Raw genomic sequence first — 21150 nt, 5'->3', positions numbered from 1 at the left:
CGCTCACCTACACCTTCTCGGGGACGTACTTGCCCAAGAGGCCGGCAGGCTTGACGAGCAGGACGATGATCAGAACGCCAAAGACAATGGAGTTGGCAAGGCTCGTGGAAATGTAGGCCTGTGCCATGGCCTCGATGATGCCGATGAGAATGCCACCGACAAAGGCGCCGGGAATGGAGCCGATACCACCGAAGACGGCGGCGTCGAAGGCTTTGATGCCGGGCATGGCGCCCGTCGTGGGCTGCAGGACCGGCGAGTAGGAGCACAGCAGCACGCCGGCGATGGCGGCAAGGGCAGAGCCGATGGCGAACGTCATCGAGATGGTGCGGTTGACGTTGATGCCCATGAGCTGAGCGGCGGCCTTGTCCTCGGACACGGCGCGCATGGCCTTGCCCATCTTGGTCTTGCCCGTAAAGAACACCAGGCCGGCCATAATGACCAGGCAGGCGACGATGGTGACGAGCGAGACGGCGCTCACGTTGTACTTGGCCAAGAACTCCGGCACCGGGAAGGTGACGAGCGAAGTAAAGTTCTTGGGTGTGGCGCCCCACAGGAGCTGGGCGGCGTTCTGCAGGAAGTAGGACACGCCGATGGCCGTGATCAGAACGGCCAGCGGGCCCGCCTGACGCAGCGGCTTATAGGCCAGGCCCTCGATGAGAACACCGAGAACCGTGCAGACCGCACAAGAGAGAATTACAGAAGCCCAGCCCGGGAGGCCGAGATACGACGTGGCGCAGAACGAGACATAGGCACCGACCATGATGACGTCGCCGTGAGCGAAGTTCAGCATCTTGGCGATACCGTAGACCATGGTGTAGCCCAACGCGATGATGGCGTAGACGCTGCCCATGGACAGGCCGTTGACCAGGTATTGGATAAAGACCGTCATGTTCCACATCCCCCTTTCGAATAGGTTTCCAATTGATGTATGAAACAGGGACGTTACATCGTCCCTAGATACCAAGCAAGCAGGGAAGGCCAAAACCTCCCCTGCTTGGGATCAAAACCGCTCTATGTAAGGCGGCCTATTAGGCCTGTACGTACTTGCCGTCGGTGATGACGTACGCCGTCGGGTCCTTCTGGACCTGGCCCTTGTCATTCCAGGAGAGCTTGCCGGTCAGGCCGTCAACGGTAATCTTGAGCATGGCCTCGGGCAGCTTCTCGGCGACCTCGGTGGGATCGGCGTCGACACCCAGTCCGGCCTCCTTGAGAGCCTCGACCACAGCGTGCACGCCGTCGTAGGCGTCGGCGGCAAACTGGTCGGGGGTATCGCCATAAGCGTCCTTATAGGCGTTGACGAAGTCGGCATTCTTCTCGTCGTCGGCGGAGAACGGGGTCATGAGCAGCAGGCCCTCGGCAAGGGAGGTGTCGAAGCCCTCCACACCCAGGATGCCGTCCATGCCGTCGCAGCCCATCATCTTGACGTCGTAGCCCATGTCCTTAGCGTTCTTGAGCAGGACAGACGCCGGCGTGTAGTAGATCGGCGCGAAGATCATGGTGGCACCGGCCTGCTTGGCCTTGGTCAGCTGGTTGGTGAAGCTCGTGGAAGAGTCGTCCTTAAAGGTTTCCTCGTCAACGATCTCGAGCTTGGACTCAGCGGCCTGGGCCTTAAAGGCATCGGCAATACCCGAAGAATATGCGTCGCCGGAGTTATAGAAGAGCACGAACTTCTCGTCCGCATACTTCTCGGCCAGGAACTTGGCAGCGTTGACGCCCTGGTTGGGGTCGGTAAAGCAAACCTGGAAGACGCAATCCTTGCCCTTGGTGACGTCCTCGGAAGACGCGGACGGGGTGATCATGAACGTCTCGGGGTCCTTGCCGCACTCGGCGGCAACGGCAACCGATGCGCCCGTGGTGGTCGGGCCGACGAGGGCCTGCATACCCCAGTCCAGAAGATTATTAAAGGCGTTGACGGCCTTCTCGCCGTCGGCCTGATCGTCCTCGGCCTTGCTGGCAAGCGGAAGTTCCTTGGTGGAGAAATCCTTGCAGCCAAGCTCGACGGCCTGAGTAACGGACTTGCCATAGGAGGCATTTGCACCGGTCAGCGGGCCGATGGTGCCGATCTTAAACGAGGCGTCGCTCGAAGCGGAACCGCTATCGCCGCCGTTGGAGGAGCAGCCAGCTAGAATGGACATCGCCCCCAGACCTGCTGCGCTCGCGATAACGCTCCTGCGATTCATAACAGGGTTCAATGACTTACCGGTGAGGCTCGACATGCGGCTCTCCTCTCATTTCTCGTCGGGTTTCGGTTACCCGACAGGCCATCCTTCGCCGTGTTCGGCGTTCGCAAAATAGTAGACGCTTTAGTTGGGAAAAGTGGCGATTATTTCAACTTTTCTTTCGGTTTGTCCTTATATCCATAATTCTGCGTATTTCTATCGCTTTATGCAGCTATGCCACTTTATTGTGTGAAAGTAATGTTTCCATTCTGTTACAAGCGCCCTTGTTCTGAATAAAGCAGCCTCACCGGTCGCGTTTCATGCGCACTTAGGCGGCGATGTATTTGCCGCCCTGAATCACATAAGCCGTGGCGGGCTTCTCGACCTGGCCCTCGTCGTTCCACGTCAGCTCGCCCGTCAAGCCCTCGATCTTGATCTTACGCATGGCTTTGGCAAGGTCGGTGGCAATGTCGGCACCGTCGGCCGTCGTGTCGATGCCGGCCTTGTCGATAGCCTCGGCGATAGCGTGGACACAGTCGTAGGCGTCGGCGGCAAACTGGTTGGGGGTCTCGTCGTACTCCTCCTTGTATGCCTTGACGAAGTCGGCGTTCTTCTCGTCATCGGCGGAGAACGGCGTCATGAGCAGCACGCCCTCGGCAAGCGAGGTGTCGAAGCCCTCGACGGAGAGCAGGCCGTCCATGCCGTCGGTACCCATGAGCGTCATGTCGTAGCCCATGTCGCTCGCATTCTTGAGCAGGACGGATGCCGGCGTGTAGTAGATGGGCGCAAAGATGAGCGTGGCGCCGGCCTCCTTGGCCTTGGTCAACTGGTTGGTAAAGCTCGTGGAAGAGTCGTCTTTAAAGGTCTCGGTGTCGACGATATCGAGCTTGGACTCCTTGGCCTGCTCGGCAAAGGCATCGGCAACGCCCGAGCTATACGTATCGCCGGAGTTGTAGAACAGGGCGATCTTGGCGTCTGCGTACTTCTCGGCCAAGAACTTCGCAGCGCTCGTGCCCATGGTGGGATCGGTGAAGCAGACCTGGAAGACCGTGGTCTTGTCCTTGGTGACGTCAAGCGACGAGGCAGAAGGCGTGACCATAAGCATGTCGTCGGCAATCTCGCCCGAAACGGCGACGGCGGCACCGGTGGTAACGGGGCCGACAAGCGCCTGCATACCCCAGTCGCACAGGGTATTGAAGGCGTTGATGGCCTTCTCGCCGTCGGCGACGTCGTCTTCGGACTTAAGCGAGAGCTTGAGGTCCTTGGTCGAGAAATCCTTTACGGCGAGCTTGGCGCCCTTCTCGACCGAGACACCATAGGTTGCCGCGGCACCGGTCAAAGGGCCGATGACACCGATCTTGAATGCGCCGTCTCCATCGGCGGAGCCGCCATCCGAGCCACCCGACGAACAACCGGCAAGCGCAACGGTACTACCGAGCGCGACGGCGCCGGCGAGGAAGTTCCTACGGCTGAGCGTGCTGTTGATGTTGAACATGGTGTCCCCCTTTTCGCTGGCCGCGGTGCGGCCGTCTTGCGGTACAGGGCAAACCTTATGGTTCAAACGTTGACAGTTTGTTACGGAACTTCGTTTGTAGCGAGCGTGTTTCCAATGTTTCCGCAGCGTTTCGGGGGTAGCGTTTTGAGCGGCTCCTGTTGCCTGGCAAGCACGCGCTCTCGGTTCACGCTAGAATGCACTCAACCTTAACTGGTCAATCATCCATACAGATGCACGAAGGAGCTATCTATGAGCGAACCCCTGCGCACCGTGAACGTCGGCCTGATCGGTCTGGGAACCGTCGGTGGCGGCGTGGCCCGTCTGATCAAGAGCCACCACGATGAGTACCTGGCCGCCTACGGCATCGACCTTAAGCTGACCCGCGCCTGCGCGCTTGCCTGGGAGCAGGCCGAAGCCGCCGGTATTGAGCGCGAGGCCTTTACGAGCGACTGGCATGACGTCGTCACCGACCCCGCCGTCGACATCGTCGTCGAGCTGATCGGCGGCGAGCACCCCGCGACCGAGATCTTCACCACGGCCTTCGAGAACGGCAAGCACGTCGTCTCTGCCAACAAGGCTTTGCTCGGCCGTCATGTCGAGACGCTCGCCGAGAAGGCGCGTGAGTGCGGCGTGCAGATCAAGTGCGAGGCAAGCTGCGGCGGCGGTATCCCCATCGTCAGCACGCTCGAGCACGACCTGGTGGGCAACAAGATCCTGACCATCGCCGGCATCCTCAACGGCACCACCAACTACATCCTGTCGCGCATGGACGCCGAGGGCGCCGATTACGCCGACGTGCTCGCCGACGCCCAGGCCAAGGGTTACGCCGAGGCCGATCCGTCCGCCGACGTCGACGGTTTCGACGCCGCCAGCAAGACGGCCATCCTCGCCTCCATCGGCTTTGGCACCCGCGTGACCACCGACGACGTCTACCAGCAGGGCATCCGTACCATCGGCGCCGCGGACATCGCCCAGGCCCGCGAGCTCGGCTACACCATTAAGCTGCTGGGCATCGCCCGCAACACCGATGCCGGCGTCGACGTCCGTGTGCATCCCACGCTCATCCCCGCCGATCACATGCTCGCCAAGGTCAATGGCGCCATGAACGCCGTCTACGTGGTGGGCGACGCCGTGGGTGAGACCATGTTCTACGGTGCCGGCGCAGGCTCCTTCCCCACCGCGAGCGCCGTCGTGGGCGACATTCTGTCGCTGTCCGAGCAGATCAGCCGCGGCGTGGCACCGCTGCCCGAGATTGAGCCCTACGGCCACAACCTCGCCTTTAAGCCCATGGACGAGCTCCAGACCAAGTACTATGTGCGCCTGAAGGTCGCCGACCGCGTGGGCGCCCTGTCCGAGACGGTCGATATCTTCGCCAAGCACAACATCTCGATCTCGCTCATCAACCAGGTCGAGGACGGCAAATCGGGCGTCAGCGACACCTGCTCGGTCATCTTCCTGACGCACCGCGCACTCGAGAAGGACGTCCAGGCTGCCGCCGCCGAGCTTGCAGGCGTCGACTGCGTGGCCGAGGTCGCCAACGTCCTGCGTATTGAGGACGTCGAGGCCTGGACCGAAGGCGTCATGGCCAACTAGTCCGGTCTTCGGTATACGACATATTTGTTTGAGGGGCTCCCGTCCGATCTTGGACGGGAGCCCTTTTGTTTGCGCGCTCGGGGCGCATCGGCGTGGCTTACGTTTGAACAACTCGACCGCTCATTGGCAACCGGGGGTACCGTTCACCGATAAGCGAACGTGCTCGTTTTGGGCCGCCACTATGCTGTGCTGCGTATGTCCACACCCCCGAAGAATGGAGGCACCATGTTGCTCGAGGGTAAGAAAGCAATCATCACTGGAGGCACGCGCGGTATCGGTTACGCCATCGCCTGCCGTTTTATTGAGGAAGGCGCTGCCGTCACCGTCTTTGGCTCTCGCCAGGAGACCGCCGACGCCGCCGTTGAAAAACTGACCGCAGCCTATCCCGAGGCCAAGGTTTGGGGCCGCTCCTGCGACCTCACCTCGCTCGAGGCCGTAACCGAGGCCTTTACCCAGGCAGCCACCGACATGGGCGGCCTGGACACGGTTGTCAACAACGCCGGCATCTCCCAGAGCACCCCGCTGCTCAACTACACCGCCGAGGAGTTCGCCAAGGTTATGGACCTCAACGTGACCGCCGTCTTTAACGGCCACCACGCCGCCGCCAAGATCATGACCGAGGCCGGTCACGGCGGTACCATCACCACCACGACCTCGATGGTCGCCAAGTATGGTCAGCCCTCCGGCGTCGGCTACCCCACGTCCAAGTTCGCCGTCAACGGCATGGTCCAGTCGCTCTCGCGCGAGCTCGCCCCCAAGGGCATTCGCGTCAACGCCGTCGCGCCCGGCGTGACCAGGACCGACATGGTTGCCGCCCTGCCCGACGAGGTCATCAAGCCGCTCGTCGCCACCATCCCGCTCGGCCGCATGGGCGAGCCCGAGGACGTCGCAAACGCCTTCGTCTACCTGGCGAGCGACATGTCCTCCTACGTCACGGGCGCCGTACTCCCCGTCGACGGAGCCGCCCGCTCCTAAGGGACACAGGCTTCGGCCTTATCCTTCAACAGAGCCCTACGCAAAAGGCGCGCTGCCTGCAATCGATGCAGACAGCGCGCCTTCTTTTATTTGGGCGGAAACTGTATCCCGGTATTCCTTGCTATTTGCCGTCGTCGTCCTCGGCTTCTTCTCTTGCGTAGAGCTCCAGCATGCGGCGGCGGTATTCGCGCACGGCGAGCTTGGCGCGCTCCAGGCGACGGCGCTCGCGCGGGGTGAGCTTGGACGGGTCGATCTCGTCGCCATAGGTCTTCTCGGCCAGCAGATGGGCAGCGTCAACGATACGGGCATCGATACGACCGCTTGCCGCCTCGGCCGAAAGGCGATCGGCAATGGTATCGATCGTAGGCACGCCGTCGAGCGCGCGGCCGTGACCGTGAGAGGTCAAAAGCTCATGCTCGCGCGCGAGCAGGCTCGCCAGGTCGTGATGGGCGCGCAGAATATCGAGTGCATCGGAAGGATGCTCGGCAACTTCTGCCACGGCGGCAACCGGCGCGGCATCGACCACGCGGTAGAAGAGCTGCGCGAGCAGCGGCATCAAGAACACCGTGATGGCGCCGGCGGCGACCATAACCGACGCAACATCCTGTGACAGTGCGCCGGCGTTGACGGCCACGCTCGTCACGGCAACGATGATTGGCAGCGCCGTGGTGCAGTACAGGGCAACGGTAATGCGGCCATACGCCGAGACATCACGCGTCTCGGGGCAGATGCTCATAGAGACCAGAATGGGCACGGCGCGAATGATGAGCAGTGCCACGATAAAGCCCACGAGCAGCCCGGGACGCGACGCCACGGCCGTCAGGTCGATCTTTGCGCCCGACACGGTAAAGAACACCGGAATCAAAAAGCCATAGGCCAGACCATCGAGCTTGGTCTCGAGCGTGTGATTGCCCTCGGGGATGATATAGCGCAGGACAAAGCCAGCAGCAAAGGAACCCAACACGATGTCGAGATCAAAGACGGCCGAGAACGCCACGAGTGTGACCAGGATGAGCACCGTCAGGCGCACGAAGGTCTGCGACGTGGTATCGGCGCGCTCCTCGACAAACGCAAAGAAACGGCTGCCGACGCGCTTGGAGCGGCTCGGGACCACGGCAAGCAACACGCAAACCACCGCAAACAAGCCAAGGATTACGAGCGTTTGGATGCCAGTGCGGGCAGACAGCAGCACCGACATGGCGAGCACGGGACCGAGCTCTCCCCACGTGCCATAGGCAAGGATGGAGTCGCCCACACGCGTGCCAGTGAGCGAGCGCTCGCGCATGATGGGTACGAGCGTGCCGAGCGCCGTGGAAGTGAGGGCAAGCGTCACGGCGATACCGTCGAAATGACTGACCGAGAACCACGGGGTAAAGCGCACAGCAAGCCAGGCGATACCAAACGTGACGACCCACGTCGCCAAGCCGTAGCGGCCCTCGACGCCCGTGATGCTCTTGGGATCGATCTCAAAGCCGGCGAGCAGGAACAAAAAGGCCAGACCGAGCTCGGACACCAGCGAGACCTCGGCATCTACATGGATGACGCCGAGCATATGGGGTCCCAGCACCGCGCCGAGCACGAGCAAAAAGACCGTCTCGGGAATGGGCTTTCTGGGAATCGCCGAGGCGATGAAGGGGCTTGCAAAGGCCACGAGTGCGATGATGGCGAGCGAAACGAATGCCATGTGATGCCTTTCTCTTGTTTGAGCCCCACTGTAGCACCCTCGCCGTCCTCAACGCGCCGCGAGCTGTCGTATCATAGTGAGGTTTACAAACATGTGGCTCAAGGCGACCGCGAGGCTTGCCCCGTAAACCGACCGCTGCCGCATACCGTACCGTACGCCCAACCGATCAGGAAGGCAGGAACCAATGGTCTCTCGTATCTACGTGGAGAAGAAACCCGGGTTCGACGTCGAGGCTCAGCAGCTCAAGGGCGAGCTGACCGAAATTCTCGGCATCAAGGGCATCGAGGCCCTGAGGATCATCAACCGCTACGACGTCGAGGGCATCGACGAGGAGCTTTTCCGCTCCTGCGTGCCGACCGTCTTTAGCGAGCCCCAGGTCGATGTGACCTACGACGAGCTCCCCGCAAGCGATGGCGCCGTCTTTGCCGTCGAATTCCTGCCTGGCCAGTTTGACCAGCGCGCCGACTCCGCCAGCGAGTGCGTGCAGCTCATCAGCCAGGGCGAGCGCCCCGCCGTGCGCTCCGCCAAGGTCTATATGATCTCGGGCGCTCTGGACGAGGCCGCCATCGATGCCATCAAGCACTACGTGGTGAACCCCGTCGAGGCGCGCATCGCCTCGCTCGACCTGCCCGAGACGCTGTACATGGAGACCCCCGAGCCCCAGCCCGTCGAGGTACTCGACGGTTTCCGCGAGCTCGACGAGGCCGGCCTTGCCGCCTTTATTTCCGAGCGCGGCCTTGCCATGGACGAGGCGGACATCGCCTTCTGCCAGCAGTACTTCCGCGATGAGGATCGCGACCCCACCATCACCGAGATCCGCGTGATCGACACCTATTGGTCCGACCACTGCCGCCACACCACCTTCGGCACCGTCCTGGACGACGTGACGATCGACGACGCCGTAGTGCAGCAGGCCTTCGACCGCTACATGGAGATGCGCCACGAACTCGGTCGTGACGCCAAGCCCGTCTGTCTCATGGACATGGGCACCATCGGCGCTAAGTACCTTAAGAAGACCGGCGTCATGACCGATGTCGACGAGTCCGAGGAGATCAACGCCTGCACCGTCAAGGTGAAGGTCGATGTCGACGGCGAGGACCAGGACTGGCTGTTCCTCTTTAAGAACGAGACCCATAACCACCCGACCGAGATCGAGCCCTTCGGCGGTGCCGCCACCTGCGTGGGCGGCGCCATCCGCGACCCGCTCTCGGGCCGCAGCTATGTGTACCAGGCCATGCGCGTCACCGGCGCCGGCGACCCCACCGTCCCGGTTTCCGAGACGCTCGAGGGCAAGCTGCCGCAGCGCAAGCTCGTGACCACTGCCGCCGCCGGCTACTCCAGCTACGGCAACCAGATCGGCCTTGCCACCGGTCAGGTCAACGAACTCTATCACCCCGGTTACGTGGCCAAGCGCATGGAGGTTGGCGCCGTCGTGGGCGCTACCCCGGCAAACCACGTTCGTCGCGAGTGCCCCGCCCCCACCGACAAGATCATCCTGCTGGGCGGCCGCACCGGCCGTGATGGCATCGGTGGCGCCACCGGCTCCTCCAAGACCCAGAACACCGAGTCCATCGAGACCTCGGGTGCCGAGGTCCAGAAGGGCAACGCCCCGGTCGAGCGCAAGCTGCAGCGCCTGTTCCGCCGCGGCGATGCCTGCCGTCTGATCAAGCGCTGCAACGACTTTGGCGCCGGCGGCGTCTCGGTCGCCGTGGGCGAGCTTGCCGACGGCCTGTATGTCGACCTTGATACCGTAACCAAGAAGTACGACGGCCTGGACGGCACCGAGCTCGCTATCTCCGAGTCCCAGGAGCGCATGGCCTGTGCCGTCGCCGACGGTGACGTCGAGGAGTTCATGGGCTACGCCGCCGAGGAGAACCTCGAGGCGACCGTTATCGCCGAGGTTACCGCCGAGCCGCGCATGCGCATGGCCTGGAACGGTGTCGCCATCGTCGACCTGTCCCGCGAGTTCCTCAACTCCAACGGCGCACCCAAGCACCAGGTCGCCCACGTCTGCGCCCGTAGCGTGTGGCAGCCCAGCTGGGCCGGCGCCACGCTCGCCGAGCGCATGACCTCGCTCGTCACCGACCTCAACGTCGCTTCCAACAAGGGCCTTTCCGAGCGCTTCGACTCCACCATCGGCGCCGCGACCGTGCTCATGCCCTTTGGCGGCAAGACGCAGCTCACCCCGAGCTCGGCCATGGTCGCCAAGTTCCCCGTGGACGGCGAGACCACCACGGCGAGCGCCATGGCATGGGGCTTCAACCCCTACCTGATGGAAGCCGACCAGTTTGCTGGCGCCTACCTGTCCGTGGTCGAGTCCATCGCCAAGCTCGTGGCCGCCGGCTTTGAGCACAAGCGCGCCTACCTCTCCTTCCAGGAGTACTTCGAGCGCCTGCGCACCGAGGCCGAGCGCTGGGGCAAGCCCATGGCTGCAGTACTCGGCGCCCTCATGGCCCAGGTCGACCTGGGCGCCGGTGCCATCGGCGGCAAGGATTCCATGAGCGGCTCGTTTGAGGACGAGGCCGGCGAGCTCAACGTTCCGCCGACTCTGATCAGCTTCGCTGTGGCCGTGGGCAAGGCGGCCCGCGCCGTCTCCCCCGAGTTCAAGGGCCTGACGCACCGCGTCGTCCGCATCGCCCCCGCCACCTACGGCGAGGACTACCGACCCGACGCCCAGCAGCTGCTCGCAGCGTTCGACGCCGTCGAGGCGCTCACCGCTACCGGTGACGCCCTGGCCGTCTCCACGCCCGGCTACGGCTGCGGCGCCGAGAGCCTCTTTAAGATGTGCGTCGGCAACCAGATCGGTATCGAGCTTGCCGAGGATGTGGACGTGGAGAGCCTCTTCACCCCGCTCTACGGCAGCTTTATCGTCGAGCTCGCTGAGGACGCCGAGCTGCCCGAGGTCGCCGACGGCGTTGTCGTCGAGCCCCTGGGTACCACCGTCGAGGGTTATGTCATCGACACCGGCTCCGAGGTCATCGAGCTCTCCGAGCTCCAGGAGGCCTGGGAGAGCGGCATCGAGGGCGTCTTTGCCTACCGCAGCGCCGGCGAGACCGCCGAGGTCGAGACCATCGACTTCCGCGCAAAGGATATCCATGTGTACGGTGGCGCCAAGATCGCCCGCCCGCGCGTGGTCATCCCCGTTTTCCCCGGCAACAACTGCGAGTACGACAGCGCCCGTGCCTTCCGCGCTGCCGGTGCCGAGGCCGACACCTTCGTGATCAATAACCTCACGCCCGAGGCCGTCGCCGAGAGCACCCATGAGCTTGCCCGCCGCATCCGCCAAAGCCAGATCGTCATGATCCCCGGCGGTTTCTCGGGCGGCGACGAGCCCGACGGCTCAGCCAAGTTCATCACGGCGTTCTTCCGCGCCCCCGAGGTCACCGAGGCCGTCCGCGACCTGCTCAAGGCCCGCGATGGCCTGATGCTGGGCATATGCAACGGCTTCCAGGCGCTGGTCAAGCTCGGTCTGGTGCCCTACGGTGACATCGTCGACGCCACGCCCGATGCGCCCACGCTGACGTTCAACACCATCGGCCGCCACCAGAGCCGTCTGGTGCGCACCCGCATCTCGTCCAACCTGTCCCCGTGGCTGTCGCAGTGCAGCCTCGACGACCCCTACACCGTCGCCATCAGCCACGGCGAGGGCCGCTTTGTCGCCAACGACGAGGTGCTCGCCCAGCTCATCGCCAACGGCCAGGTCGCCACGCAGTACGTGGGCGAAGACGGCAAGCCGGGCATGGACCTCTCCGTCAACCCCAATGGCTCCGCGCTGGCCATCGAGGGCATCACGAGCCCCGACGGCCGCGTCCTGGGCAAGATGGGCCACGCCGAGCGTCGCGGCGACAACCTGTACCGCAACGTGCCCGAGCATGTCCCCGGCGATAAGTTCATGCCCATCTTTGAGAGCGGCGTAGCCTACTTCGCCTAAACCTTTCCCATCGGGTACAATCCCATCGGGTAACATCACCCGCCACCGGCACTCCCGGTGGCGGGTTCTTTTTTGCTTCGCGCATGTAGGAAGGACATCATGGAAAGCCGCAAGCCGTATCTCGCCACCCTGCCCGGGCTCATCCTGGGCTGCCTCGTTTGCTGCGCACTCTGGGGGTCGGCTTTTCCCTGCATCAAGATCGGCTACGCGCTCTTTGGCATCCCGGCACACGATAGCGCCTCGCAGCTGCTCTTCGCGGGCCTGCGCTTCACCCTTGCCGGCGCCTTGGTCATCGTTGGGATGAGCGCGGCACAGCGCCGTCCGCTCGTTCCGCAGGCTCGCGACGTCAAACCTATCCTCACGCTGTCGCTCTTCCAGACCATCGGCCAGTACTTCTTTTTCTACCTCGGTCTCTCCCGAGCAAGCGCCATGTCGAGCTCCATCATCGAGGCCAGCGCCAACTTCCTAGCCATCCTCTTTGCCGCCCTGGCGTTTCGCACCGAAAAGCTCGATGCGGCCAAGGTGCTCGGCTGCGTGCTGGGCTTTGCCGGCGTCGCACTCGTCAACCTTTCGGGCGCAGATGGTACCTTTGGCTTTACGCTCGACGGCGAGGGCTTTATCCTGGCCTCCACCGTCGCAGGCGCCCTTTCGACCTGCCTGATCGGCATCTTCTCGCGCGAGCACGACGGCGTTTTGCTTGCCGGGTGGCAGTTCTTGGTCGGTGGCCTCGTCCTCACCGCGATCGGCTTTTTGATGGGCGGCATGCTCTCCCCCACGGCGATCGTCCCCGCCATCGCGCTCATCATCTATATGGCGCTTATCTCTGCGGTCGCCTACTCGCTGTGGTCGCGTCTGCTTGCCGTCAACCCCGTCAGCCGCGTCTCGGTCTTTGGGTTTATGAATCCGGTCTTTGGCGTACTGCTGAGCGCGCTGCTGCTCGGCGAGGGCGCCGGTACGAGCCCCGTTACCGTTATCGTTGCCCTGTTGTTGGTCTGCGGCGGCATCATCATCGTCAACAAACCTAAAAAGGCCTAGTAGGCCACCCCGTTCCGAGAACAAGACGAGGCGTATCTTCGACAGCCGTTACTAATCCCACCAACGCAAAAGGGGCGCACGACCAGCACAACGGTCGTGCGCCCCCTTTTCTAGCGTATCTGGACGCCGGCCTTCTTCTTCTCGCCCTTGACGCGATAGAGCTCCGCATCGGCGGCGCGAAGCAGGTCTTGCCAGGTATCGACACCATCGCCGACCCGGGCATAGCCGATGGACATCCGCAACGAATGCGGCACCTCGGCACGCGCCAACTCATCGTTGATTGCCGTACACAGGCCGATGATATCATGCTCCGTCGCTGCCTTTTGGAGCACCACGAACTCATCGCCGCCATAGCGCGCGATAAAGCCGCCGGACATCGAACAGACGTCCTTGAGCGCCTTCGAAACAACCTGAAGGGCATGGTCGCCCTCGACATGTCCATAGTGGTCGTTAATCTGCTTAAAGCCGTCAGCATCCATCATCAGCAGATACACATCATCGGCCTGGTCAGCACCCGAGAACAGCGACAGCATATAGGTCTCAAAACGGTTACGGTTGTTGAGTCCAGTCAACGGGTCAGTCGAGATCAGCTGCTCCTGGTAGACGATATAGAGCAGCAAAATACTGACCATTATGCCGACGCAAAGGCCGGGCACCGAAAATACGACCTGAAAGGTACCGCCCACCAGAGCGGGGACCGCGAAAAAGGCGAGGGTGCGATAAATGGCCTTCTTTTGCAGGCTTTCGACTTTTCGAGCCTGAACAAAGGCATGCAAGGACGTATATATGACGTAGCAGTAGCTAACGATAGGCTGAATCATATAAGCTGCACCGCGACGATACACGCCTTGCGCATCGATATAGAAAAGAGTGTGTGTCCAGTAGCTGGTAAATGCCAGGGCGACCACTACCGCCGTAGGCAATGCCACGAATGCCATCCTGTAGCGCGTGGCCAGGAATCGCGAGCCCTGCATCGTCTCGGAATAGAAGAACCAAATGAGGCACGCGATGGCGAACAGCGAAAACGAGACCGCGTTGGAAATCCAGTTGGCTGTAATGCCCACAGGAGTGCTCATGCCGTCCGAGAGCGTCCAGATCATATCGAAGAAAATGTAGGCGGCAGAGGTGTAGCCGAGCATGCTAAACAATAGCTGCTGGGTGCTCGAGAACAAGGAGCGGCGACTTCGCGCGGCAAGCCCGATAAGAATAATCATGCACAGCATAAATATCTCGATCTTGAGTGCCTTAACCACCAGGCTCCATCCCCTCTATATCCAAGTGGCCAAAATCGCCCGAGACGCACTCGGACAGCAAACACCCCTTACTCCCAGGGGTAAAGGGAATAATAGCAGAGCGCCCGAATGACACTGAATAACAGATGCCGTACGGGCGCTCGGATGGCGTGAATTGCACACGCCGATTTCATTGATTCGAACAGGCGACTACTCGCCGTCGATATCGGTCGCAACAGCCTCCTCGATAGCCTCGACGCCGGCAACCGACAGGTCCTCCTTGCCCTGGCAGAACTTCTTGTCGACCCAGCCGGTCAGGATCGGGGCCATGATCGCCGTGATGATAACGGCAGTGGCGATCTGGGCGTACGCCGTAGGCGCAAGCTCGGCATAGCGCGGAGCGACCTCGGCGAGAGCGACCGGGGTGGTCATGGCCGTACCGGCGATGGTGGAGCAGGCAACGGCAGCCTTGCCGTTGCCGCCGCACAGGCGCTCAAAGACAAAGGTGATAGGACCGACGATAAAGAGCGTGATGAGGCCCAGCAGGATGCCCGAGATGCCGCCGGTGATGAAGCTCGACAGGCTCATGGACGCACCGAGCTGAAAACCGATGACGGCAATTGCGGGATTGGTGCCAGGAACCAGCAGGTTCTTGATGAACGGGAACAGGTTGCCCAGGACCATGCCGATAACGAGCGGCAGGATAGAACCGACGATAGTGCCCAGTGGGATGTTAGCGAGACCCGAGACACCGAGGATGATCATCGTAACGGCGGGGCCGGCCGTAAAGAAGAGGATGCCCACGGCGCCTTGCTCAGACTCGTCGCCGAACTCACCCATGATGCCCGTATAGAGTGCCATGTTGCAGAACGTGATGCCGCCGATAATGGACACGGAACTCAGGCCCAGGAAGTTGTCGTTAAAGAAATACGCCACGCCCAAGCCGAGAGCCGCCGCTACGACGAGCTTGGGGATCAGCACGACAATGCCGGTCTTGATAGCGCCCGGCGTGGACTTAAAGCTGATACCGGCACCCACGAAGAGCAGAATCGCGGCGACGATGGTATTTGAGCCGCCACGGCAGGCAGCCGTAAAGAAGCCGCCGATCTCAAAGACCTGCGGGCAGAAGGTGTTGAGCAAAAGGCCGACGATCATGGGATAGATCATGATGTCGCCCGGGATACGCGGGACCTTGAATTTCTTTTGCTCGTTGACGGTTGCTTCCTGCGCCATGAAACCCCCATTTCCGCTGACGGGGAACAAAAGCCCACGTCATGCTTTGCTACAGTAAAGTTTGACCATGGTACCAGAAGAAGCAGACCAGCTCGATGAGAAATTCGATTCGTTAGGCCAAGGCGGCAAGCGCGCCTTGGCCTTACACGAGACTCAAGGCGATATAGAGCACGATGCCCGAAACGCAGCACCACAACATCGATTTTGTCTTTATCGCCACCACCACGACGCCGGCGGCCGCGATCCAAGGAACCACACCCGGCAACAGTCCCGCATCGAATGCCCCGGGGCTCACCAAGTCGTTGGCAACCAGCGCGGCAAAGGCAGCGGGAGGAATGTAGCCCAGGGCCTCGGTAACGCGGGGCGACAGCGTTCGTCCACGCAAGGCAAACGCCGGGGCGATGCGGAAGAACGCGATGGCCGCCCACGACGACAGCCACAGGACCAAAAACTCATTAACGGGCATCGCGGGCACCCCTTCCATCCGTAAGGGCATCGCACACGAGTGCCACGGCGACACCGACGAGCACGCTCACCGGCACAGCGACATTCGTCCACCCAAAAAACTTGCATATAGCGACGGATACCGCAGCCAAAACGGCGGCCACGACATTGCCGCGCGACAATCGCTGCGAAAAGAGCAGGCAGATAAAGAGCGATGTGCAGACAAAACCTGCAATAGCGGTGGGAACATCGATGACGGCGCCGACAACGGCGCCCATCGTGCATGAGACGCCCCAAGTTGCGATGAGGATCACGTTGAGCGCAAAGGACTCGCGTGGGCCCCAGTCATCCCCCTCGACCAACTTGGCTAGCGAGATGCCGTACGCCTCTTCGGTGAGCGTCGCGGCAACCGCCAGCGTTTGACGCTTCGAGGCACCCGTCAGATGCGGTGCGATCGATGCTGAATAAAGTGCGAAGCGTGAGGAGATCGCGGCGACGCTTGCGACGATCGATGCTGCCGGCACGCCCGCCAGCCACAGGTTGCAGATCATAAACTGCCCACTGCCTGTCACGAACGTGCCACTCAGGGCAAAGACCATCCAGGGCTCCATCCCCGTCTGCGCCATAATCATTCCGCACGGCGCGCCAATCGCAACATAGGTAAGCATCACCGGCCAGACAGTTTTAACGATTTTGAACACCATAACGTTCCTTATCCCGACAAGGCATCCGAGCCGCATGTAACGATGCGGCAGAATTATCGTCCGACGGCAACCGAGTTCACCTACAATTGCCACCGGATCGAACAACGCAAACTTTTTAGGAAGTCATTATGACAGCTATCGATCGAACGCGGGCAGCCAGGGCCTTCAAGACCTATACCGATGCCTACGATGCCACCAATCCGCGCATCGCGCTCAAAATCGAACACACCTATCACGTGGCGGAAGCGTGCGATGCCGTGGCGCGCGAACAGGGCTGGACGCCGAATGATATCGACCTGGCCTGGCTTTGCGGCTTGCTGCACGATATGGGCCGCTTTGAGCAGCTGCGACGCTGGGACACCTTTAAAGATGCCGAGAGCATGAGCCATGCAGCGTTGGGCGTCGAGGTCCTCTTTGGCGAGAATCCCGCCGATGCACCAGCCGCAACGAGCATCCGCAATTTTATTGAGGCCGACGAGAACGACGAGCTCATTCGCGCGAGCATTGCCTATCACAGCGATTTCCGCCTACCCGAGGAGCTCGACGAGCGCACGCGGCGCTTCTGCGATATCGTGCGCGACGGCGATAAGGTCGACATTATGCGCACCATCGCCGACAGCACCGTCGATACTATCCTCAAGGTGGACGAGAAGACGTTTCTCGCCAGCCATTTCTCATCGCCGACACTTGACGCCTTTGACGAGCGTCGCTGCGTCTCACGCGATGAGCGCAACGAACCTGCAGACTTCCTGGTAGGGCTCATCTGCTTTATGTTTGAACTTGTCTATCCCGCAAGTCGCGCGCTGGCGTGCGAGCAGGGCGATATCTACCGCCTGCTCGACGCACCCTTTGGCATTACGCGGCCTTTCGCCGATCCCACCACACAGACGGCCTGGGAGCGCCTAAAGGACGAGATGCGCGACTGGCTGGCGCGTGCCTAGCGCTCAAGCTGGGCCAGCAGCTCCTCGACGACCTCGACGGCGTCGCCGACGACCTTATACTGGGCGGCGCCAAAGATGGGGGCGTCCGGGTCCTCATTGATGGCGATAATGCACTCCGCCCCGCCGATGCCGGCGAGATGCTGGATGGCACCCGAGACACCGATGCTCACGAGGAGCTTGGGCGAGACCGACACGCCCGTCTGGCCGATCTGGTGGCGATACTCCAGCCAGCCCGCCTCCACCACGGGGCGCGTGCAGCCGAGCTCGGCACCGAGGGCTTCGGCAAGCTTTCTCATCAACGGAAGATTTTTCTTGGAGCCGATACCGCGGCCCACCACAACCAGACGCTCGGCATCGGCGATCGAGGCCTGCTGTCCCCACTCCTCGGCAGGGATTGAGATCTCGACACGAGCCTTGGCGTCTTCCGCAAGCGCTACTTGGGTAATCGTGCCGGAGCGGCCGTAGTCAAAGTCGGGCGCCTTAAAGATGCCGGGACGCACCGTTGCCATCTGGGGACGGTGATTGGGACAAACGATGGTAGCCATCAGGTTGCCGCCAAACGCCGGGCGCGTCTGCTGCAACAGGCCCGTCTCCGTATCCATCGAAAGCACGGTGCAGTCGGCCGTAAGGCCCGTCTGCAAGCGCACGGCAACGCCGGGAGCCAACTCGCGCCCAAAAGCGGTCGCGCCGTACAGAATGGCCTCGGGCTTGCGCTCGGCCACCAAATCGCAGATCAGGCGGGCGTAGACCTCCGCGTCGTTTTGGCGCAGGCGCTCGTCGCGACAGACCATAACTTCGTCTGCACCGGCACAGACCAGATGCTCCAGCTCCCCAAGTGAGCTCTCGGGACCCATGCCGACCAGCGCCACCAGACGGCAGCCACGGGCATTGGCAAGCTCGCGTCCCTTGCCCATGAGCTCATAGGCCACAGGGGCTACGGTGTCATGCTCGTCAGTCTGCACAAATACCCAAATGTCTTGGTATGCGTCGAGATCGACTGCGTCAGTGGCCTCATCGCGTTCAATCGAGATAGCGCTGACCGGACAGGCGTCGACGCAGCCGCCGCACAGGATGCAGCCGTCGGTTACGCGGGCGCAGCGGTTTGGCCGCTCACCCTCCACCACAATACCGCCCGAGGCGCAGGCACGAACGCAGCGACCGCAGCCGATGCAGGCTTCGCTATCGATAACCAGTCCGCTCATCTATGCCATCCCCTCGATAATCTTGGCAAGCTTTGCCGCCTGCTCGGTCGGTTTGCCCTCAACGGCTTCACACGTTTGATCGCGGTCGGGCACAAATGAGCGCACGACCTGCGTCGGCGAGCCGGCAAGACCGCAGCGCGCAGGGTCGGCATGCACGTCGGCAGCGTTGACCACGCGCACGTCAGCCTCCTCAGCCGCACGAATACCGGCGATGCTCGGCATGCGCAGCTGGCCGATCTCCTTAGCGGTCGTCATCGCACACGGCATCTCAAGATAGACCGTCTCTTCGCCGGCATCGCATCCGTGAACGAGCGCCAGCGAACCGCACGTCGTAAAGCCCGCGCTCTGCACGCAGCTCACATCGGTCACGCAGGGAATCTCGAAGGCGCCGGCAAGCTCGGGACCAATCTGGGCCGTATCGCCGTCCACCGCCATCTTGCCGCAGATAAGCAGGTCGAAGTCCTCGTCGAGCGCCTCGATACCGCATTTGAGGGCATACGTGGTCGCCAAGGTATCGGCACCTGCAAAGGCGCGATCGGTTAGCAGCAGCGCGTCGTCGGCGCCACGGGCGATGCAGTCGCGCAGCAGCGCTTCGGTCGCGGGAATACCCATCGACACCACCGTCACGCGCACATCCATGCCAAAGCCGATAAAGTCGTCCTTGAGCGCCAGCGCGCACTCCAGGGCACTCGCATCAAAGGGATTGATGACCGCCTGCTTGCCGTCGCGCACAATGGTATTGGTCTTGGGGTCCATCTTGACCTCGGTGCTTCCCGGCACCGCCTTGACGCACACCACCATATGGAAATCGCTCATCTTCACGCGCCCCCTTTCTGGACGAGTTCATCCAAGAGCTTCTCCGAAAACAGGTTGCCGCGACCCAGCTGTCCGGCAGGATCGAGCTGGAGCTTGAGCCGCGCCGATTCGACCATGGCCTCGTGGCCGTACATCGTCTCAAGAAAGCCCGCCTTGATCTTGCCGACGCCGTGCTCAGCGGAGACGGCGCCGCCCATAGCCGTAACTTCGGAGGCCCACTGGGCAAACAGCTCGCCGCCGCGGCGGTAATCCTGCGCATCGCGCGGCAGAATGTTCACATGCAGATGGTTGTTACCAATGTGTCCCCAGGCGGCAGACTCGAGCCCACTTTCGGCCAATGTGCGGCGATAGAGGGCGATGACATCGGCCAGGCGCGCGTTGGGCACCGACATGTCCGAACCCAGCTTGGTGATGGTGGGGTCGGTGCGGCGACGCTCGTCGATAAGCATATTGACGCTCTCGGGCACCGCATGGCGGAAGAATCGCTGGCATTCGCGATCGACCTCGGTGCGCGCGACCCACGTCGCATCGTCGCGGCCACCTGCAAGCTCCAGCACCCAACCCAAGTGATACAGCTCCTCGGTCGCTTGGGCCTCGTCGTCGCAGTCGAGCTCCACGTAGACGCAGACCTTGGCCTCTTTGTCGAGCGCCGGCAGCGAAGAAAACGCCGTCGACTGCTCACGCTGGCGGCGCAGGATATCCAGGGCGCCTGCATCGAAATATTCGATGGCGGCTGCATGGGATAGGACGGGACGCACGGAATCGGTAAAGGACACGGCCTTGTCTTCGCTGTCAAAGAAGCAGCTGACGCCCCATACGACCGCAGGCGCCGCCTGCAGGACGATCTCAAGCTCGGTGATGACACCGAGCGTGCCACACGCACCGATATAGAGGTCGATGGCATCCATGTCATCCGCAACAAAATAGCCCGATGCGTTCTTGGTCTCGGGCATGGTATAGCTGGGAAGATCGAACTCGAGCGCACGACCTTCCGCTGTCACGAGTGACAGGTGGCGACCCCGGGCAAAAACCTCGCCGCGCTGAAGCTCGACCAGGTCACCATCGGTCAGCGCGACATGAAGACCCGTGATGTGGGGGCGCATGGGACCGTAAGCGTAGCTACGGGCGCCAGAGGCGTTGCATGCCGCCATACCGCCCAAGCAGGCAGATGCCTCGGTGGGATCGGTGGGAAAGAACTGCTCGGGGGCTTCTTGAAATTCCTCGTAAGCCTTAAGTGAAGCCTGGTCCCAGCCTGCGGTCGGGAGCATCTTCTTGCCCAGCTGCTTGCGCAGCTCGGACAGCACGACGCCGGGCTCAACACGCAAGAGAAAGTGGCCCTCGTCATCGCGACGAAGGCCAAGGTAGCGATTCATACGGGAGGTATTGAGGATGTGGCCGCCATGGGGCACGGCGCCGGCGGCAAGACCGGTCCGGGCGCCCTGAACCGTAACCGAGACACGCTCGGCATGGAGCTGCCGCAGGATGGCGCAAGCCTCGCCTTCCGATGTTGGAAACGAAATGCTCGAGGCCTCGCCCGACGAGCGAGACTCGTCGCGACCGTATTCCTCGAACTCATCGGTGAAGGGTTTGATGGTTGCAGACATGCAGAACTCCCCTTTAGCTAACTACAGTGTTTGCAGGGAGATGTTACCGCATCGTTTCGTTGACGTGTTCGAGACCGTCTCCATAATTGAGGATTTTTACGT

At 62.0% G+C, this 21150-nt stretch carries 16 protein-coding genes; 5 read left to right on the top strand and 11 right to left on the bottom strand.

The genetic code is table 11. From position 1 onward, the window contains the following. Positions 1-7: 7 nt before the first annotated feature. The 3 genes from I2G43_RS04430 to I2G43_RS04420 form a co-directional block, all read right to left on the bottom strand. Complete coding sequence (locus I2G43_RS04430; protein ID WP_117736810.1) at positions 8-889, bottom strand: branched-chain amino acid ABC transporter permease; 882 nt, start codon at positions 887-889, stop codon at positions 8-10. Positions 890-1028: 139 nt separating this feature from the next. Next, positions 1029-2216 (bottom strand): ABC transporter substrate-binding protein, encoded by a 1188-nt coding sequence (locus I2G43_RS04425; RefSeq protein ID WP_195535245.1) that lies wholly within the window; start codon positions 2214-2216, stop codon positions 1029-1031. Between the two features lie 271 nt (positions 2217-2487). Then, positions 2488-3654: an ABC transporter substrate-binding protein gene (locus I2G43_RS04420; RefSeq protein ID WP_195535244.1), complete on the bottom strand. Its 1167-nt coding sequence runs from the start codon at positions 3652-3654 to the stop codon at positions 2488-2490. A gap of 249 nt (positions 3655-3903) precedes the next feature. Between I2G43_RS04420 and I2G43_RS04415 the strand changes: the two genes are divergently transcribed. Further along, positions 3904-5247: a homoserine dehydrogenase gene (locus I2G43_RS04415; RefSeq protein WP_195535243.1), complete on the top strand. Its 1344-nt coding sequence runs from the start codon at positions 3904-3906 to the stop codon at positions 5245-5247. A 225-nt stretch (positions 5248-5472) separates the two neighbouring features. Next, a complete protein-coding gene (locus I2G43_RS04410; protein ID WP_195535242.1) occupies positions 5473-6222 on the top strand; it encodes an SDR family NAD(P)-dependent oxidoreductase in 750 nt (249 codons plus the stop codon). A gap of 121 nt (positions 6223-6343) precedes the next feature. On the opposite strand, the gene I2G43_RS04405 is transcribed toward I2G43_RS04410, so the two are convergent. Beyond that, positions 6344-7906, bottom strand: a complete 1563-nt coding sequence (locus I2G43_RS04405) for a cation:proton antiporter (protein ID WP_195535241.1) — start codon at positions 7904-7906, stop codon at positions 6344-6346. Positions 7907-8090: 184 nt separating this feature from the next. Here I2G43_RS04405 and I2G43_RS04400 point away from each other — a divergent pair, with 184 nt between their 5' ends. Further along, on the top strand, positions 8091-11837 hold the full coding sequence (locus tag I2G43_RS04400) for a phosphoribosylformylglycinamidine synthase (protein WP_195535240.1): 3747 nt from the start codon (positions 8091-8093) through the stop codon (positions 11835-11837). 99 nt (positions 11838-11936) lie between these two features. Further along, positions 11937-12872, top strand: a complete 936-nt coding sequence (locus I2G43_RS04395) for a DMT family transporter (RefSeq protein ID WP_195535239.1) — start codon at positions 11937-11939, stop codon at positions 12870-12872. Between the two features lie 110 nt (positions 12873-12982). On the opposite strand, the gene I2G43_RS10640 is transcribed toward I2G43_RS04395, so the two are convergent. The 4 genes from I2G43_RS10640 to I2G43_RS04375 all read right to left on the bottom strand — a co-directional run bounded on the left by I2G43_RS10640 (position 12983) and on the right by I2G43_RS04375 (position 16485). Beyond that, positions 12983-14125: a sensor domain-containing diguanylate cyclase gene (locus tag I2G43_RS10640; protein ID WP_195535238.1), complete on the bottom strand. Its 1143-nt coding sequence runs from the start codon at positions 14123-14125 to the stop codon at positions 12983-12985. Between the two features lie 189 nt (positions 14126-14314). Then, on the bottom strand, positions 14315-15337 hold the full coding sequence (locus tag I2G43_RS04385) for a 2-keto-3-deoxygluconate permease (protein ID WP_195535237.1): 1023 nt from the start codon (positions 15335-15337) through the stop codon (positions 14315-14317). Between the two features lie 142 nt (positions 15338-15479). Next, the gene (locus I2G43_RS04380) at positions 15480-15803 is read right to left on the bottom strand and encodes an AzlD domain-containing protein (RefSeq protein WP_195535236.1); all 324 of its coding nucleotides are present in this window, start codon (positions 15801-15803) and stop codon (positions 15480-15482) included. Next, complete coding sequence (locus I2G43_RS04375; protein WP_195535235.1) at positions 15793-16485, bottom strand: AzlC family ABC transporter permease; 693 nt, start codon at positions 16483-16485, stop codon at positions 15793-15795. The genes I2G43_RS04380 and I2G43_RS04375 overlap by 11 nt, the downstream gene beginning before the upstream one ends. A 128-nt stretch (positions 16486-16613) precedes the next feature. Here I2G43_RS04375 and I2G43_RS04370 point away from each other — a divergent pair, with 128 nt between their 5' ends. Next, a complete protein-coding gene (locus I2G43_RS04370) occupies positions 16614-17426 on the top strand; it encodes an HD domain-containing protein (RefSeq protein ID WP_195535234.1) in 813 nt (270 codons plus the stop codon). Here I2G43_RS04370 and I2G43_RS04365 read toward each other — a convergent pair. The 3 genes from I2G43_RS04365 to I2G43_RS04355 are packed head-to-tail and all read right to left on the bottom strand — an operon-like array spanning position 17423 to position 21048. Next, the gene (locus tag I2G43_RS04365; protein WP_195535233.1) at positions 17423-18628 is read right to left on the bottom strand and encodes an electron transfer flavoprotein subunit alpha; all 1206 of its coding nucleotides are present in this window, start codon (positions 18626-18628) and stop codon (positions 17423-17425) included. The genes I2G43_RS04370 and I2G43_RS04365 overlap by 4 nt on opposite strands. After that, positions 18629-19444: an electron transfer flavoprotein subunit beta/FixA family protein gene (locus I2G43_RS04360; RefSeq protein ID WP_195535232.1), complete on the bottom strand. Its 816-nt coding sequence runs from the start codon at positions 19442-19444 to the stop codon at positions 18629-18631. A gap of 2 nt (positions 19445-19446) precedes the next feature. Further along, positions 19447-21048, bottom strand: coding sequence for an FAD-binding oxidoreductase (locus I2G43_RS04355; protein ID WP_195535231.1), 1602 nt, complete (start codon positions 21046-21048; stop codon positions 19447-19449). Between the last annotated feature and the right edge of the window lie 102 nt (positions 21049-21150).

This window comes from Collinsella aerofaciens, assembly GCF_015557435.1.
In the GTDB taxonomy this organism is placed as follows: Bacteria; Actinomycetota; Coriobacteriia; order Coriobacteriales; family Coriobacteriaceae; genus Collinsella; species Collinsella aerofaciens_Z.
This window is presented reverse-complemented; position numbering and strand designations above follow the sequence as displayed.

Coding starts and splice junctions, on each gene's coding strand:
- I2G43_RS04430 (WP_117736810.1), bottom strand. CDS start 889: ATGACGGTCTTTATCCAATACCTGGTCAACGGCCTGTCCATGGGCAGC.
- I2G43_RS04410 (WP_195535242.1), top strand. CDS start 5,473: ATGTTGCTCGAGGGTAAGAAAGCAATCATCACTGGAGGCACGCGCGGT.
- I2G43_RS04405 (WP_195535241.1), bottom strand. CDS start 7,906: ATGGCATTCGTTTCGCTCGCCATCATCGCACTCGTGGCCTTTGCAAGC.
- I2G43_RS04400 (WP_195535240.1), top strand. CDS start 8,091: ATGGTCTCTCGTATCTACGTGGAGAAGAAACCCGGGTTCGACGTCGAG.
- I2G43_RS04375 (WP_195535235.1), bottom strand. CDS start 16,485: ATGGTGTTCAAAATCGTTAAAACTGTCTGGCCGGTGATGCTTACCTAT.
- I2G43_RS04360 (WP_195535232.1), bottom strand. CDS start 19,444: ATGAGCGATTTCCATATGGTGGTGTGCGTCAAGGCGGTGCCGGGAAGC.
- I2G43_RS04380 (WP_195535236.1), bottom strand. CDS start 15,803: ATGCCCGTTAATGAGTTTTTGGTCCTGTGGCTGTCGTCGTGGGCGGCC.
- I2G43_RS04385 (WP_195535237.1), bottom strand. CDS start 15,337: ATGGCGCAGGAAGCAACCGTCAACGAGCAAAAGAAATTCAAGGTCCCG.
- I2G43_RS04365 (WP_195535233.1), bottom strand. CDS start 18,628: ATGAGCGGACTGGTTATCGATAGCGAAGCCTGCATCGGCTGCGGTCGC.
- I2G43_RS04370 (WP_195535234.1), top strand. CDS start 16,614: ATGACAGCTATCGATCGAACGCGGGCAGCCAGGGCCTTCAAGACCTAT.
- I2G43_RS04355 (WP_195535231.1), bottom strand. CDS start 21,048: ATGTCTGCAACCATCAAACCCTTCACCGATGAGTTCGAGGAATACGGT.
- I2G43_RS04425 (WP_195535245.1), bottom strand. CDS start 2,216: ATGTCGAGCCTCACCGGTAAGTCATTGAACCCTGTTATGAATCGCAGG.
- I2G43_RS04415 (WP_195535243.1), top strand. CDS start 3,904: ATGAGCGAACCCCTGCGCACCGTGAACGTCGGCCTGATCGGTCTGGGA.
- I2G43_RS04395 (WP_195535239.1), top strand. CDS start 11,937: ATGGAAAGCCGCAAGCCGTATCTCGCCACCCTGCCCGGGCTCATCCTG.
- I2G43_RS04420 (WP_195535244.1), bottom strand. CDS start 3,654: ATGTTCAACATCAACAGCACGCTCAGCCGTAGGAACTTCCTCGCCGGC.